General features: G+C 70.9%; 15 protein-coding genes and 1 pseudogene. 12 read left to right on the top strand and 4 right to left on the bottom strand.

Features of this window, described 5'->3' with window-relative positions; translation table 11 throughout:
• The first annotated feature begins 7 nt into the window (after positions 1–7).
• Positions 8–529, top strand: coding sequence for a cupin domain-containing protein (locus ACZ5NH_RS07800; RefSeq protein WP_468773418.1), 522 nt, complete (start codon positions 8–10; stop codon positions 527–529).
• Here ACZ5NH_RS07800 and ACZ5NH_RS07795 read toward each other — a convergent pair.
• The gene (locus ACZ5NH_RS07795) at positions 526–1,752 is read right to left on the bottom strand and encodes an acyl-CoA dehydrogenase family protein (RefSeq protein WP_468773417.1); all 1,227 of its coding nucleotides are present in this window, start codon (positions 1,750–1,752) and stop codon (positions 526–528) included. The genes ACZ5NH_RS07800 and ACZ5NH_RS07795 overlap by 4 nt on opposite strands.
• 170 nt (positions 1,753–1,922) lie before the next feature.
• Between ACZ5NH_RS07795 and ACZ5NH_RS07790 the strand changes: the two genes are divergently transcribed.
• Positions 1,923–2,567 carry a TetR/AcrR family transcriptional regulator gene (locus ACZ5NH_RS07790; RefSeq protein ID WP_468773416.1) on the top strand — a complete coding sequence of 215 codons (645 nt, stop codon included), beginning with the start codon at positions 1,923–1,925 and terminating at the stop codon, positions 2,565–2,567.
• 32 nt (positions 2,568–2,599) lie between these two features.
• Here the strand turns inward: ACZ5NH_RS07790 and def are convergent, their stop codons facing one another.
• A complete protein-coding gene (gene def / locus ACZ5NH_RS07785; RefSeq protein ID WP_468773415.1) occupies positions 2,600–3,175 on the bottom strand; it encodes a peptide deformylase in 576 nt (191 codons plus the stop codon).
• Positions 3,176–3,326: 151 nt separating this feature from the next.
• Here def and ACZ5NH_RS07780 point away from each other — a divergent pair, with 151 nt between their 5' ends.
• The 10 genes and pseudogenes from ACZ5NH_RS07780 to ACZ5NH_RS07735 form a co-directional block, all read left to right on the top strand.
• Positions 3,327–4,565, top strand: coding sequence for a MurT ligase domain-containing protein (locus ACZ5NH_RS07780; RefSeq protein ID WP_388632798.1), 1,239 nt, complete (start codon positions 3,327–3,329; stop codon positions 4,563–4,565).
• Positions 4,566–4,586: 21 nt separating this feature from the next.
• A complete protein-coding gene (locus ACZ5NH_RS07775) occupies positions 4,587–5,315 on the top strand; it encodes a type 1 glutamine amidotransferase (protein ID WP_388632795.1) in 729 nt (242 codons plus the stop codon).
• Between the two features lie 212 nt (positions 5,316–5,527).
• The gene (locus ACZ5NH_RS07770) at positions 5,528–6,553 is read left to right on the top strand and encodes a 6-phosphofructokinase (RefSeq protein ID WP_388632793.1); all 1,026 of its coding nucleotides are present in this window, start codon (positions 5,528–5,530) and stop codon (positions 6,551–6,553) included.
• Positions 6,554–6,655: 102 nt separating this feature from the next.
• Positions 6,656–7,606 carry a cytochrome c oxidase assembly protein gene (locus ACZ5NH_RS07765; RefSeq protein WP_468773414.1) on the top strand — a complete coding sequence of 317 codons (951 nt, stop codon included), beginning with the start codon at positions 6,656–6,658 and terminating at the stop codon, positions 7,604–7,606.
• Positions 7,607–7,695: 89 nt separating this feature from the next.
• Complete coding sequence (locus tag ACZ5NH_RS07760) at positions 7,696–7,863, top strand: hypothetical protein (protein WP_351607810.1); 168 nt, start codon at positions 7,696–7,698, stop codon at positions 7,861–7,863.
• A gap of 37 nt (positions 7,864–7,900) precedes the next feature.
• The gene (locus ACZ5NH_RS07755; protein ID WP_351811575.1) at positions 7,901–8,386 is read left to right on the top strand and encodes an Lrp/AsnC family transcriptional regulator; all 486 of its coding nucleotides are present in this window, start codon (positions 7,901–7,903) and stop codon (positions 8,384–8,386) included.
• 154 nt (positions 8,387–8,540) lie between these two features.
• The gene (gene ddaH, locus ACZ5NH_RS07750; protein WP_468773413.1) at positions 8,541–9,350 is read left to right on the top strand and encodes a dimethylargininase; all 810 of its coding nucleotides are present in this window, start codon (positions 8,541–8,543) and stop codon (positions 9,348–9,350) included.
• Positions 9,350–10,570 (top strand): ornithine--oxo-acid transaminase, encoded by a 1,221-nt coding sequence (rocD, locus tag ACZ5NH_RS07745; protein WP_468773412.1) that lies wholly within the window; start codon positions 9,350–9,352, stop codon positions 10,568–10,570. The genes ddaH and rocD overlap by 1 nt, the downstream gene beginning before the upstream one ends.
• Positions 10,571–10,679: 109 nt before the next feature.
• Positions 10,680–13,160 (top strand): SpoIIE family protein phosphatase, encoded by a 2,481-nt coding sequence (locus ACZ5NH_RS07740; protein WP_468773411.1) that lies wholly within the window; start codon positions 10,680–10,682, stop codon positions 13,158–13,160.
• Between the two features lie 69 nt (positions 13,161–13,229).
• Positions 13,230–13,656 (top strand): annotated as a pseudogene (locus tag ACZ5NH_RS07735) (PAS domain-containing protein); the annotation flags it as partial.
• Here ACZ5NH_RS07735 and ACZ5NH_RS07730 read toward each other — a convergent pair.
• Together ACZ5NH_RS07730 and ACZ5NH_RS07725 are read right to left on the bottom strand one after the other, a co-directional pair.
• Entirely contained in the window at positions 13,542–13,808 is a 267-nt protein-coding gene (locus ACZ5NH_RS07730) for a hypothetical protein (protein WP_468773536.1), read from the bottom strand. The pseudogene ACZ5NH_RS07735 and the gene ACZ5NH_RS07730 sit on opposite strands and share 115 nt — an antisense overlap.
• Positions 13,805–14,587 carry a methyltransferase domain-containing protein gene (locus tag ACZ5NH_RS07725; protein ID WP_468773410.1) on the bottom strand — a complete coding sequence of 261 codons (783 nt, stop codon included), beginning with the start codon at positions 14,585–14,587 and terminating at the stop codon, positions 13,805–13,807. The genes ACZ5NH_RS07730 and ACZ5NH_RS07725 overlap by 4 nt, the downstream gene beginning before the upstream one ends.
• Positions 14,588–14,596 lie beyond the last annotated feature (9 nt).

The following is a 14,596-nucleotide window of genomic DNA, read 5'->3' as shown; positions in this document are numbered from 1 at the left end:
GTGGGCGATGACGGAGACCGAGGGACTGTACGTACCGCCGGGCCACGGCCGTGTCGTCGAGACACCGGCCCAGCGGGTGACGTTCAAGGTCACCGGCATGCACTCGCGGATGGCCTCCACCTTCGAGGTGGAGGTCCCGCCGGGCTTCGACGTGGGCGCGCATGTGCACACGCGCAGCGAGGAGCTGTTCTACGTGCTGGAGGGCGAACTGGACGTCCTCGCCTTCGAGCCACGCATCCGCACCCCCGACAACTGGCAGAGGTGGGAGTCGAGTTCGGGCAGCCGCGTGGTGCGGGCGGCTCCGGGCACGGTCATCGTCGTACCACCGGGGTGCCCGCACGCGTTCGCCAATCCGACGGACACCCCGGCAAAGATGTTCTTCCAGGCCGCTCCCCCACCGGATCACGAGCGCTACTTCGAGGAACTGCTGGAGATCCTGGGGAACGGGGGGCCGCCGGACCAGGAGGCGATCGAGGCCCTGCGGGCCAAGTACGACATCGAGCAGCTGACGCCGCTCAGGCATCGCTAGCGGATGGGCATGCCGGAGAGGGTGCGGGCGATCACCAGCCGCTGGATCTCGCTCGTGCCCTCGAAGATCGTGTAGATCGCGCTGTCCCGGTGCATGCGCTCCACCGGGTACTCCCTGGTGTAGCCGTTGCCGCCGAGGATCTGGATGGCCTGGGCGGTGACCTTCTTCGCCGTCTCGCTGGCGAACAGCTTGGACATGGAACCCTCGGCCGCGGTGAACGGCTTGCCGTTGACCGCCATCCAGGACGCACGCCAGACCAGCAGCCGCGCCGCGTCGATCTGCGTGCGCATGTCCGCCAGCTGGAAGGCCACGCCCTGGTTGTCGATGATCGGCCGGCCGAACTGCTCGCGGGTCGTGGCGTAGTCGAGGGCGACCTCGTACGCGGCCCGGGCGGTGCCGACCGCCATGGCGCCGACCGCCGGGCGGGACGCCTCGAACGTGGCCATCGCCGCGTTCTTGACGCGCTCCCCGCCCTTCGCTGCCTTCTCCCGCGCCCGGGCGAGCCGCTCGTCCAGCTTCTCCTTGCCGCCGAGCAGGCAGGAGCCGGGAACGCGGACGTTGTCGAGGACGACCTCGGCGGTGTGCGAGGCGCGAATGCCGTGCTTCTTGAACTTCTGGCCCTGGGCCAGGCCCGGCGTGCCCGGCGGGACGATGAAGGAGGCGTGGCCCTTGGAACCCAGTTCCGGGTCGACACTGGCGACGACGACGTGGACGTTGGCAATGCCGCCGTTGGTCGCCCAGGTCTTCGTGCCGTTGATCACCCACTCGTCCTTGGCCTCGTCGTACACGGCGCGCGTGCGCATGGAGGCGACGTCGGAGCCGGCGTCGGGCTCCGAGGAGCAGAACGCGGCCACCTTGACGTCGTGGACGTCGCCGTACATCTGCGGCATCCAGGTGCCGATCTGTTCCTCGGTTCCGTTGGCGAGAACGCCCACGGCGGCCAGGCCGGTGCCCACAATGGACAGGGCGATGCCCGCGTCGCCCCAGAACAGCTCCTCCATGGCCATCGGGATGCCGAGGCCGGTGGGGTCGAAGTACTGCTGCGCGTAGAAGTCGAGGGAGTAGATGCCGACCTTCGCCGCCTCCTGGATGACCGGCCAGGGAGTCTCCTCGCGCTCGTCCCACTCGGCGGCCGCGGGGCGGATCACGTCGGCGGCGAAGCCATGGAGCCAGTCCCGGACTTCCTTCTGTTCGTCGTTGAGCTCCATGGTGAACTCGGCCATGTCCCCTCCAGCGGCGGCGGTGCGATGTTACTAGCGGTAACCCGAGTCTGTTACCGACGGGTAGGAAAAGTCAACCGGTGATGACGTCTCGGCATCCCGTTCGATGTCAGGGGCACAGTCAGTGTTAGTTTGCGCAGGCGTCACCGAATCAGCACGGGTGGGGAGAGCTCATGGACACCACACAGCGGACCGATCAGCAGCGGTCCGCCGACCGCCGACGGCGCGAGCTGCTGGAGGCCGCCGACCGGGTGGTGCTGCGCGACGGCCCACAGGCGTCGATGAACGCGATCGCCGCGGAAGCCGGCATCACGAAGCCGATCCTTTACCGCCACTTCGGCGACAAGGGGGGCCTTTACGCCGCCTTGGCCAAGCGGCACACGGATGCCCTGCTCGATTCGCTCCGGGCGGCGCTGGACGCTCCGGCCGAGCGGCGGGAGCGGGTGGAGTCGACGCTGGACACGTATCTCGCCGCCATTGAGGCACGGCCTCAGGTGTACCGGTTTCTGATGCATCCGGCGGAGGGGAGCGCGGGTGCCGAGCATGGCTTCGACGTCGGCAAGCATTCGGCGCCGTTGCTCCGCAGGATGGGCGAGGAGCTGGCTCAGGTCATCGAGGAGCGGGTGGATCTCGGGCCGGAGAGTCAGCAGCTCGCCCGGGTGTGGGGACATGGGATCGTCGGGATGATGCATGCGGCCGGGGACTGGTGGCTGGGTGAACGCCCCTGTTCCCGGAGCGAGTTGGTGCGGTCTCTGGCTGATCTGCTGTGGGGTCGCCTTGCGGCGGCGGGGGACAGAATAGGAGGTCCGGGATTCTGACGGCCGTTCCCCGTGTGCGGCTGCGCGGGGGCTCAGCGCGTTCCCCGCACCCCTTGAGTCGGACCACTCGCCCGGTGCCACGAAGCTCGCCTGATCCGCCTCGCCAATCCGCGCTTGCGCCAACCCGTGAGGTGATCCGCGTACACCCGGCCCTGCAGATGGTCGCACTCGTGCTGCAGACACCGCGCGAAGAACCCCGTGCCATGCACGGTCACCGGCTCCCCCGTCACCGTGAGACCCTCGACCACCGCATGGTCGTACCGCTCGGTCCCCGCCTCCAGACCCGGCAGGGACAGGCACCCCTCGGGTCCCCGGATCACCACCCCGTCCGTCTCCACCAGACGCGGGTTCACCACATGTCCCAGATGCCGGACATCGTCGTCGTCCGGGCAGTCGTACACGAACACCCGCAGCGGCACCCCCACCTGATTCGCCGCCAGTCCGACCCCCTGCGCCGCGTACATCGTGGCGAACAGGTCCTCCACGAGGACCGCCAGTTCGGGGCCGAATTCGGTGACTTCCCGGCATTGTTCGCGCAAAGCCGCGTCGCCGAGCAGGGTGAGAGGCCGGACGCGCCCGTGGGCGCCCGGAATGGAACCGTGTCGCATGGCGGCAAGGGTACGGTTCGTTCAGCCCATGCCCGCCGCTCAAGGCGTGGGCCGGGATTCGGGTGTGGATACGGATCTCGATAGGCTGAGGTCACACCACGCTGCCGGATGGCCCCAGGCGCGGCGCGTACGCAAGGAGGATCGAGAACTGATGGCAGGCAACTCGGACCCGCTCACGCCGCGGGCCAAGCTGGCCGTGACGGCGGGCAAGGCGGTCGCTGCGGCATCGCGCGCCGCGGGGCGCGGCAGCGGATCGGTGATCGGTGGCCGGGTCGCGCTCAAACTCGACCCCGACCTGCTCGCACGGCTCGCGCAGAACCTGGACGTCGTCCTGGTGTCGGCCACCAACGGCAAGACGACCACCACCCGGCTGATCGCCGAGGCGCTGCGCGCCGCGGGCCCCGTCGTGTCGAACGCGCTGGGCGCCAACATGCCGGCCGGTATCACCTCCGCGCTCGCGGGTGGCTCGGACGCGAAGTTCGGTGTCATAGAGGTCGACGAGAAGTACCTGGCCGGGGTGGCCCGGGACACCGACCCGAAGTGCATCGCCCTGCTCAACCTCTCCCGCGACCAGCTCGACCGTGCCGCCGAGACCCGGATGCTCGCCGAGAACTGGCGCGAGGGCCTGGCCGGGTCCAAGGCCGTGGTCGTCGCCAACTGCGACGACCCGCTGGTGGTGTGGGCCGCCTCCTCGTCCCCGAATGTGATCTGGGTCGCGGCCGGGCAGATGTGGAAGGACGACGCCTGGTCCTGCCCGTCCTGCGGTGGCGTGATGCAGCGCCCCGGCGACGACTGGTTCTGCGGCGAGTGCGGGTTCCGGCGGCCGACGCCGACCTGGGCGCTGTCCGGGGACCACGTACTGGATCCGCACGGGTCCGCCTGGCCCATCCATCTGCAGCTGCCGGGCCGCGCCAACAAGGCGAACGCCGCCTCCTCCGCGGCCGTCGCCGCCGTCTTCGGTGTGCCGCCGCAGGTCGCCCTGGAGCGGATGTACCAGGTGCAGGCCGTCGCGGGCCGCTATGACGTCGTGCAGTTCCAGAACCGCGATCTGCGGCTGCTGCTGGCCAAGAACCCCGCCGGCTGGCTGGAGACGTTCTCCCTGATCGACCCGCCGCCTGCCCCGGTGATCCTGTCCGTGAACGCACGCGGCGCCGACGGCACCGACACCTCCTGGCTGTGGGACGTCGACTACACCCGGCTGACCGGCCACCCGATCTTCGTCATCGGCGACCGGAAGCTGGACCTCGCCGTCCGCCTGGAGGTCGCCAATCAGCACTTCCAGGTCTGCGAGAACCTCGACCAGGCCGTGCAGATGTGCCCGCCGGGCCGGATCGAGGTCATCGCGAACTACACCGCGTTCCAGGACCTGCGCCGCCGCGTCGGCAACTGATCTTCGAAGGGCGATCACCTCATGAGCGACAACCAACTGCGGCTGGTGTGGATCTACCCGGACCTGCTGAGCACCTACGGCGACCAGGGCAACGCCCTCGTCGTGGAGCGCCGGGCCCGGCAGCGCGGCCTGGACGTGGCCCGGCTCGACGTGCGCAGCGACCAGCCGATCCCGACCTCCGGCGACATCTACCTGATCGGCGGCGGCGAGGACCGTCCGCAGCGGCTCGCGGCCGAGCGGCTGCGCCGGGACGGGCATCTGAACCGCGCGGTGGAGAACGGCGCGATCGTCTTCTCCGTCTGCGCCGGCTACCAGATCCTCGGCCACGAGTTCATCAACGACCTCGGCCAGCGCGAGCCGGGTCTCGGGCTGCTCGACGTGGTGTCCGTACGCGGCGAGGGCGAGCGGTGCGTCGGTGACGTGCTCGGCGACATCGACCCGCGACTGGGCCTGCCGCAGCTGACCGGCTTCGAGAACCACCAGGGCGTCACCCACCTCGGCCCCACCGCCCGCCCCTTCGCGCAGGTGAAGATCGGCAACGGCAACGGCACCGGGGACGGCACGGAGGGCGCGTACAACGGGACCGTCTTCGGCACGTACATGCACGGCCCGGTGCTCGCCCGCAACCCGCTGATCGCCGACCTGCTGCTGAAGCTGGCACTCGACGTCAACGCACTGCCGCCGACCGACGACCGCTGGTACGAGGCGCTCCGCAACGAGCGCATCGCGGCCGCGCAGCAGCCCGCGTAAGCGGCGCGACAGCAAGACTTCAGCAACATCTCAGCGCGGTCCGGCAGCCTGGTAGCGGGCCCGCCTGACGGCCCGTCCGCTCACATGTGCGGGCGCGTCCAGCAGGCGGACGCCCGCTACGGAGCCACCCCCTCACGCCGGTAGGGTGGCCGGGAATCCGCCGGACAACGTGGTCCGGTTACCCGGCCCACGTTGAGAAGGTATTTCGGGCTATGCGCATTGGTGTCCTCACGTCCGGCGGCGACTGCCCCGGCCTGAACGCCGTCATCCGGTCCGTCGTGCACCGTGCCGTCGCCGACCACGGCGACGAGGTCATCGGTTTCCGGGACGGCTGGAAGGGCCTCCTGGAGTGCGACTACCTCAAGCTCGACCTCGATGCCGTGGGCGGCATCCTGGCACGCGGCGGCACCATCCTCGGCTCCTCCCGGGTCCGCCCGGAGCATCTGCGGGACGGCGTCGAGCGGGCCAAGGGGCATGTCGCGGAGCTCGGCCTCGACGCGATCATCCCGATCGGCGGTGAGGGCACCCTGAAGGCGGCCCGGCTGCTGTCGGACAACGGGCTGCCGATCGTGGGCGTGCCCAAGACCATCGACAACGACATCGCTGTCACGGACGTCACCTTCGGCTTCGACACGGCCGTCACCGTGGCGACGGAGGCCCTGGACCGGCTGAAGACCACCGCCGAGTCCCACCAGCGCGTGCTGATCGTGGAGGTCATGGGCCGGCACACCGGCTGGATCGCGCTGCACTCCGGCATGGCGGCCGGCGCCCACGCCATCGTCGTCCCGGAACGGCCCTTCGACATCGAGGAGTTGACCAGGCAGGTCGGCGAGCGGTTCGAGGCGGGCAAGCGGTTCGCCATCGTCGTCGCGGCCGAGGGCGCCAAGCCGAAGGCCGGCACTATGGACTTCGACGAGGGCGGCAAGGACATCTACGGGCACGAGCGCTTCGCCGGGATCGCCCGGCAGCTGTCGGTCGAGCTGGAACAGCGGCTCGGCAAGGAGGCGCGGCCGGTGATCCTCGGTCATGTGCAGCGGGGTGGCACGCCGACGGCGTACGACCGGGTGCTGGCGACCCGTTTCGGCTGGCACGCGGTGGAGGCCGTGCACCGGGGTGAGTTCGGGCGGATGACGGCTCTGCGCGGGACCGACATCGTGATGGTCTCCCTCGCGGAGGCCGTCGAGACCCTGAAGACCGTTCCCGTGGAGCGGTACGACGAGGCGGAGTGCGTGCTGTAGTTCGGTGGCGCACAAACCGCCCCCGGTCACGACCATGACCGGGGGCGGTTCTACTCTTGGGGCGGACAACTCGCACAACCCCCACGAATCAGGAGCCGCCGGATGGATCACAGCGGGCACGGCATGATGATGGATCTGCCGCCGTTCACGCTGGGGCGGGGGCTGGAGTGGTCCACTGACCCGTTCTTCCTCGTCGCCTGTCTGCTCGGACTCGCCCTGTACGGCTGGGGTGTCGTACGGCTGCGGCGGCGCGGGGACGCGTGGCCGGCCGGGCGTACCGTGGCGTACGTCGCGGGTGTGCTGACCGTCGCCCTGGTGATGTGCACCAAGCTGAACGACTACGGCATGGTGATGTTCAGCGTGCACATGGTGCAGCACATGGTGATCAGCATGCTGTCGCCGATCCTGATCCTGCTCGGCGCCCCGGTCACACTGGCGCTGCGCGCGCTGCCGACCGCCGGCCGGGGCCGCAAGGGCCCGCGCGAGCTGTTGCTGGCGCTGCTGCACAGCCGCTACACACGGATCGTCACGCACCCGGCGTTCACGATCCCGATGTTCATCGCGAGCCTGTACGTCCTGTACTTCACCCCCTTGTTCGACTTCCTGATGGGGTCGAAGGCCGGGCACATCGCGATGATGGTGCACTTCTTCGCCGTCGGCATGGTGTTCTTCTGGCCGATCATGGGCGTCGACCCGGGTCCGTACCGACCCGGATACGTGATGCGGATGCTGGAGCTGTTCGCGGGCATGCCGTTCCACGCGTTCTTCGGTATCGCGCTGATGATGGCCACGGCGCCGATGGTGGACACCTTCAAGGACCCGTCGGCCTCGCTCGGCATCGACGCGCTGTCCGACCAGAACGCGGCCGGCGGCATCGCATGGGCGTTCAGCGAGATCCCGTCCGTGCTGGTGCTGATCGCGCTGCTGTTCCAGTGGTACAGCTCCGAGCAGCGGCAGGCCAGGCGCAAGGACCGGGCCGCGGACCGGGACGGTGACAAGGAGCTGGAGGCGTACAACGCCTATCTGGCCTCGCTGAACGCGCGCGAGAGCTGAGTCGCGCGCGAGAGCCGGGGCGGAGCCGTCCCGTCCGGGCCGGAACCGGGGCACCATGGTCATGGACGGACCAAGAGAAGGGTGTCGCGATGCCCGGTTCCACGAACGGTTCCACCAAGGCGATGGGGGCTCTCACGGTCGGCGGGCTCGTCGTGGTGACCGCCTACACGGTCGCGCTCGGCAGCAACGGCTGGCTGTGGTTCGGATGGGTGGTGCTGGGGCTGCTGACGCTCGCCATGATCGTCACCCAGTCGTGAGGGGAACTGTTCGGCGGGACTGACCTACAGTGCCCGCATGAACAGCAGGACGCCCTCGTTCGACGACCTCGACCGCAAGATCATCACCGCGCTGATGGCGAACGCCCGGACCAGCTTCGCCGAGATCGGCGCGGGCATCGGGCTGTCCGCGACCGCGGTCAAGCGGCGCGTGGACCGGCTCCGGGAGACCGGGGTGATCACCGGGTTCACGGCGACGGTCAAGCCCTCGGCGCTCGGCTGGCGCACCGAGGCGTACGTCGAGGTGTACTGCGAGGGCGCGGCCCCGCCCCGGCGGCTGGCCGAGGTCGTGCGCAACCATCCCGAGATCACCGCGGCCATGACGGTCACCGGCGGCGCCGACGCGCTGCTGCACGTGCGGGCCCGGGACGTGGAGCACTTCGAGGAGGTGCTGGAGCGGATCCGGGTCGAGCCGTTCATCCGGAAGACGATCAGCGTGATGGTGCTGTCCCACCTGCTCCCGGAAAGCCCGGAAGCGGGCGCGACCCACGCCGCACCGGAATGAGGCGAGGCATGCGCAGGAATCATGCGCATCGACCTCGAACAACGCAGCGATGCTGCGCATCTAAGCAGCTTTCCTCGCTTGTCGGCCGTCTGCCTCCCTTTCTACCGTGGTGTGCACCCCCAAGTGACACACAGCAAAGCGGAGGAAACCCTCTGTGTCCGAAAGCCGTGTACAGCGTCCTCGGCGCTTTCTCGTCTGCGAACCCAGACACTTCGCCGTGCAGTACGCGATCAATCCCTGGATGCACCCCGACAAGCCGGTCGACGTGGACCTCGCCCGGGAACAGTGGCAGACGCTCATCCGCGCCTACCGCGCCCACGGTCACACCGTCGAGTCGGTCGAGCCCGTCCCCGGCCTGCCCGACATGGTCTTCGCCGCCAACGCGGCGTTCGTGGTCGGCGGCCGGGTCTTCGGCTCCCTGTTCCACGCGCCGGAACGACGCCCGGAGTCGCTGCACTACGACACCTGGTTCAAGGCCGCGGGCTATGACGTGTACCGCCCGGAGTCGGTGACCGAGGGCGAGGGCGACCTGGTGTGGACGGGCCGGTACGTGCTCGCCGGCACCGGGTTCCGCACCACCCGTGAGGCGCACCGGGAGGCGCAGGAGTTCCTCGGCCACCCGGTGATCGGCCTGACCCTGGTGGACCCGTACTTCTACCACCTGGACACGGCGTTGTTCGTCCTCGACGACGACAACATCTGCTACTACCCCGAGGCGTTCTCGGCGGGCAGCCGCGAGGTGCTTCGCCGGCTGTACCCGGACGCGGTGCTCGCCACCCGCGAGGACGCGATGGCGTTCGGCCTGAACTCCGTCTCCGACGGCCGGAACGTCTTCATCGCCCCCCAGGCCGAGGCGCTCGCCGCGCGCCTGGCCGACCACGGTTACGCCCCCGTCCCCGTCGACCTGTCCGAGTTCCACAAGGCCGGCGGCGGCATCAAGTGCTGCACCCAGGAGATCCGCTGATGACCGCACCCGCGCGCACGCGTACGTCCGACGACCTGATCCGAGCGGAGGAGCCGGTCCTGGCACACAACTACCACCCGCTCCCGGTCGTGGTCGCCCGCGCCGAGGGCACCTGGGTGGAGGACGTCGAGGGCAACCGCTACCTGGACATGCTCGCCGGGTACTCGGCGCTGAACTTCGGCCATCGGCACCCGGCGCTGATCGAGGCCGCGCACCGCCAGCTCGACCAGCTGACGCTGACCTCCCGCGCCTTCCACAACGACCGGCTCGCCCACTTCGCGGAGCAGCTCGCGGAGCTGACCGGCCTCGACATGGTGCTGCCGATGAACACCGGCGCCGAGGCGGTGGAGAGCGGCATCAAGGTGGCCCGCAAGTGGGCGTACGACGTGAAGGGCGTCCCCGCCGACCGGGCGACGATCGTGGTCGCGGCGGAGAACTTCCACGGCCGTACGACGACCATCGTCAGCTTCTCCACCGACGGGACGGCCCGGGCCGGCTTCGGCCCCTTCACGCCCGGTTTCAGGATCGTGCCGTACGACGACCTGGCCGCGCTGGAGGAGGCCGTCGACGAGACCACGGCGGCCGTGCTGATCGAGCCCATCCAGGGCGAGGCGGGCGTGGTCATCCCGAGCGAGGGCTATCTCGCCGGAGTGCGGGAGCTGACCCGCCGCAAGGGCTGCCTGTTCATCGCGGACGAGATCCAGTCGGGCCTCGGCCGCACCGGCCGCACCTTCGCCGTCGAGCACGAGGACGTCGTGCCGGACATGCTGCTGCTCGGCAAGGCGCTGGGCGGCGGGATCGTGCCGGTGTCGGCGGTGGTGGCCCGGCGTGAGGTGCTGGGTGTGCTGCACCCGGGCGAGCACGGCTCCACGTTCGGCGGCAACCCGCTCGCGGCGGCGGTCGGCTCGGCCGTGGTCGAGCTGCTTCGAACGGGCGAGTTCCAGCGCCGGGCCACCGAGCTGGGCGTGCTCCTGCGGGACGGGCTGACCGAACTGGCCGGCCGGGGTGTGGTCGGCTTCCGCTCGCGAGGCCTGTGGGCGGGCGTCGACATCGACCCGGCGATCGGCACCGGCCGCGAGGTCAGCGAGCGGCTGATGCGGGAGGGGATCCTGGTGAAGGACACCCACGGTTCCACGATCCGGCTGGCACCGCCGCTGACCATCACGGCGGAGGAGCTGCGGTCCGCGCTGGCGGCACTGGAGAAGGTGCTGGGTTCGTGACGTCGGTGTGGGGCGGCCGAGGCCGTCCCACACCCTTCGCTCGTCCGCCCGAAGGGTGAAGATTGAGCCAGGAGGGGGTAGACCACTCTCAGCTACAGAGAGGTCGGCCGTGAGCACTCACGAGGAGCAGGACGTTGCCGGGCGCCGGTTCGACGTGGCCGACGCAGCGCCCCTGCTGCTCGACGCGCGGGGCGTGGTGACGCACTGGACGCAGGGCGCCCAGAGCCTGCTGGAGTACACGGCCGCCGAGGTGGTGGGCACCAGGGTGACCGGCCTGCTGTCCGCCGAGGACGCCGCGCGGGTGCCCGAACTGGCCGAGCGGTGCCGCAGGGACGGCGGCTGGGCGGGACTGCTGACCGCACGGCGCAAGGACGGGCAGCCGATACGGGTGATGGTGCGGATCACCCCGGCGATGGAACCCGGCGGGGCACCGCACTGGCTGGTTCTGGTCTCCGACGTGGCGGGGGAACGTGGCTGGGACATGAGCCGTGGGGTGCTGGAGCAGATGGTGACCGACTCCGCCGTCGGGATGGCGATCGTGGACACCGATCTGCGGTGCGTGTGGTCGAACGAGGCCCTGGAGCGGTTCGGCGGCGGCTCCCCGGGCGAGCGGCTGGGCCGGCGGCTGGCGGAGATCCAGCCGGGCATCGACTCCGCCGACATCGAGACGCAGATGCGGCGTGTGCTGGAGACCGGCCTGCCGGTGGTCGGGTACGAGCATGTCGGCCATGTGCGGTCCGCGCCGCACCGGGAGACGGCGCACATGATGTCGTTCACCTGCCTCGACGACGACCGGGGACACCCGATGGGCGTGTACTACACGGTCGTCGACATCACCGACCGGCACCGGGCCCGGCAGCGGCTGGCCCTGCTGGACCGGGCCGGCGAGCAGATCGGCCGCACCCTGGACATCGTGCGGACGGCACAGGAACTGGCCGACGTGGCCGTGCAGGACTTCGCCGACTTCGTCAGCGTGGACCTGCTGGATTCCGTGCTGCGGGGTGCGGAGCCCGAGCCGCCGAGCGAGATGGACCGGGTGCCGCTGCGGCGGGCCGGGCACCAGTCGGTGAACCCCGGGGTCCCGGAGGCCGTCGTCAAGATCGGCGCGGTGGCCACCTATCTCGCCGGATCGCCCCCGATCCGCAGTCTGACCACGGGTCGGCCCTGGCACGCGGCACGGCTGGACCCGCTGGCCAAGGAATGGGCGACGGACATCCCTGGCGGCCGGATGGCGACCTTCCTGGAGCTCGGTGTGCACAGCGTGATGATCGTGCCCATCCGTGCGCGGGGCGTCACGATGGGCGTCACCACCTTCTTCCGGCGCCACCGTCAGGAGCCGTTCGACGAGGACGACCTGAGTCTCGCCGAGGACCTGGTGTCCCGGGCGGCGGTGTGCGTGGACAACGCCCGCCGCTACACCCGTGAGCGGGAAGCGGCCCTGGTCCTGCAGCGCAGTCTGCTGCCGCGCCGGCTGCCCGAGCAGGACGCGGTGGAGGTGGCCGCCTACTACCGGCCGGCCGACGAGCTGACCGGCCTGGGCGGCGACTGGTACGACATCATCCCGCTGTCCGCCGCACGCGTGGCCCTGGTCGTGGGCGAGGTGCCGGGACACGGAATCGACGCCGCGGCGGCCATGGGACGGCTGCGCACCGCCGTGCACACCCTCGCGGCGCTCGATCTGCCGCCCGAGGAGGTCCTCGCGCACCTCGACGACCTGGTGGCGCGGATGGCCCGGGAGGAGGGCGTCCGGCCCGAGGACCCGGAGGCCGCCGGTATCCAGGCAGTGGGATCGGGGTGCGTGTACGTCGTCTACGACCCGGTCAAAGGGCAGTGCACGATGGCCGCCGCGGGCCACCCCGCGCCCGCCGTGGTCCTGCCCGACGGCGCCGTCAGCTTCGTCGACCTCCCGCAGGGGCCGCCGCTCGGGGCCGGCGGGCCGCCCTTCGAGGCGGTGGAGCTGACCCTGACCGAGGGCAGCACCCTGGCCCTGCACACCGACGGCCTGCTGGTCCACGGTGACGGCGACGGGGGCGACCGGGACGACGGCGGGATCGTCGCCGCGGACCGCGACCGGCTGCGCCGCGCCCTGGAACAGCGCGCAGCCACGCTCGACATGAGCTGCCGGTCCGTGGTCGACGCGCTGGTGCCCGCCCGGCCGTACGACGACGTGGCCCTGCTGATGGCCCGCACCAGGCTGCTCGGCGCCGACCAGGTCGCCGACTGGGATCTGCCCGCCGACCCGGCCGTGGTCGCCGAGGCCCGCAAGGAGACCACCCGGCAGCTGGGCGAGTGGGGGCTGGATGAGCTGGCGTTCACCGCCGAACTGGTCGTGAGCGAGCTGGTCACCAACGCCATCCGGCACGCGGAGGGCCCCGTTCGGCTCCGGCTGATCAGAGACCGGGCCGCCCTGATCTGCGAGGTCTCCGACGGCAGCGCCACCGCGCCCCATCTGCGCCATCCGCGCACCACGGACGAGGGCGGCCGCGGACTGCTGCTGGTCTCCCAGTTCGCCGAGCGGTGGGGAACCCGCTTCGTCCCCGGCGGGAAGATCATCTGGGCCGAGCAGTCCACGACGGGCCTGCCGGACTGACCTGCGCGGACCACGCGGGCATCGCATGACGGGGGAAAACGGCGTCACTTCGGCGGATGGGCGGTAGCCATGAACGACGGGGCCACCGACTACGCGGGGGTTCCAGGCGCTGCCGGGCATGGTGGCGCTGCTGACGCCCGACCTGCTCTTCGCGGACGCCAACGAGGAGTTCCTGCGGCAGTCCGGGCGCACCCGCGAGCAGGTGGTGGGGCGCTACCTCTTCGACGTCTTCCCGGAGAACCCCAACGACCCCGGCGCCTCGGGCATGCGCAACCTGGCCGCCTCCCTGACCCGGGTCGTGGCCACCGGCGAGCGCGACGCCATGGCCCTGCAGCGGTACGACGTCGAGAACTCCGACCGGCCCGGGGAGTGGGAGGAGCGCTACTGGAGCCCGGTCAACGCGCCGGTGTTCGGTCCGGACGGCGAGGTGGTGCTGCTGGTGCACCGGGTCGAGGAGGTGACCGAGCTGATCCGGGCCCGTGGCGGCCCCAGCGGCGGCCTCGCCGACTCCTCGCCCGCCATCGCGAGGAGGACCAAGAGAGCCTCGCGGACGCCGTCCTGCCGGAACTGCTGCCTCCCGGCGGCGCCACCGACGACACGGCGCTGGTCATCGTGCGGCTGTGACCCATGGCCGGACAGGGGCGTCATGGACGGTCCGGCGCCGAGGCCGAGGCCACGAACACCGGCAGGGCCACGAAGAGGCGGTCGCGGGCGGCGCGGGTCCGTTGTTCGGCGAACCACGCCTCCGCCCGGTCCGGGGTCACCGGGCTCTCCCCCGGCGCCCCGGCGCCCGCCACCAGCCCGGCCGGCACGGTGAGGCCGAGCTCATCGGTGAAGACGGCGGTGCGGACCTCGATCGCCACGTCGGTGAACCCGGCGTCCAGCAGGAGCGAGCGGTAGCGGCGCGCGGACCGGGGCGCGGTGACCCGGTCGGCGCGGGCCTGGACGAGGGTGCGGGTCAGCGCGGGGTCGTCGGAGTCGATGACGACCGTGTCCCAGTCCTGGCCGAGGAGCACGATCCGGCCGCCCGGGGAGAGCACCCGGCGCGCCTCCCCCAACGCCCGCTCGGGCTCGGCCAGTTCATGGAACACCTTGTCCGCGCGGTATCCGCACATCGAGCCGTCCGCCAGCGGCAGCGCGTAGGCGTCCGCCTTCCGCAGATCCGCGTCGGGCCACCGTCGGCGGGCGATCGCGAGCATCGGCTCGGCCGGGTCGATCCCGACGGCCCGCGCACCGCGCGCGGTCAGTTCCGCCACGGCCCGGCCGGTGCCGCAGCCGACGTCCACGACCGGCGCGCCGGGGCGCAGGCGCAGCAGGTCGTAGGAGTGCCGGCGGAGTTGCACGGCGGCGGGGCGCTGTTCCATGGAGTCGAGTACGGCGGCGAGTTCCGCGCCGGAGCGCGGCAGTTGTTCTGTCGGCCTGGTCATGCCGGCCAG

This window comes from Streptomyces sp. NPDC031426 (assembly GCF_055581585.1).
The sequence above is the reverse complement of the archived record's forward strand: the minus strand, read 5'-3'. Positions and strand labels throughout refer to the sequence as shown.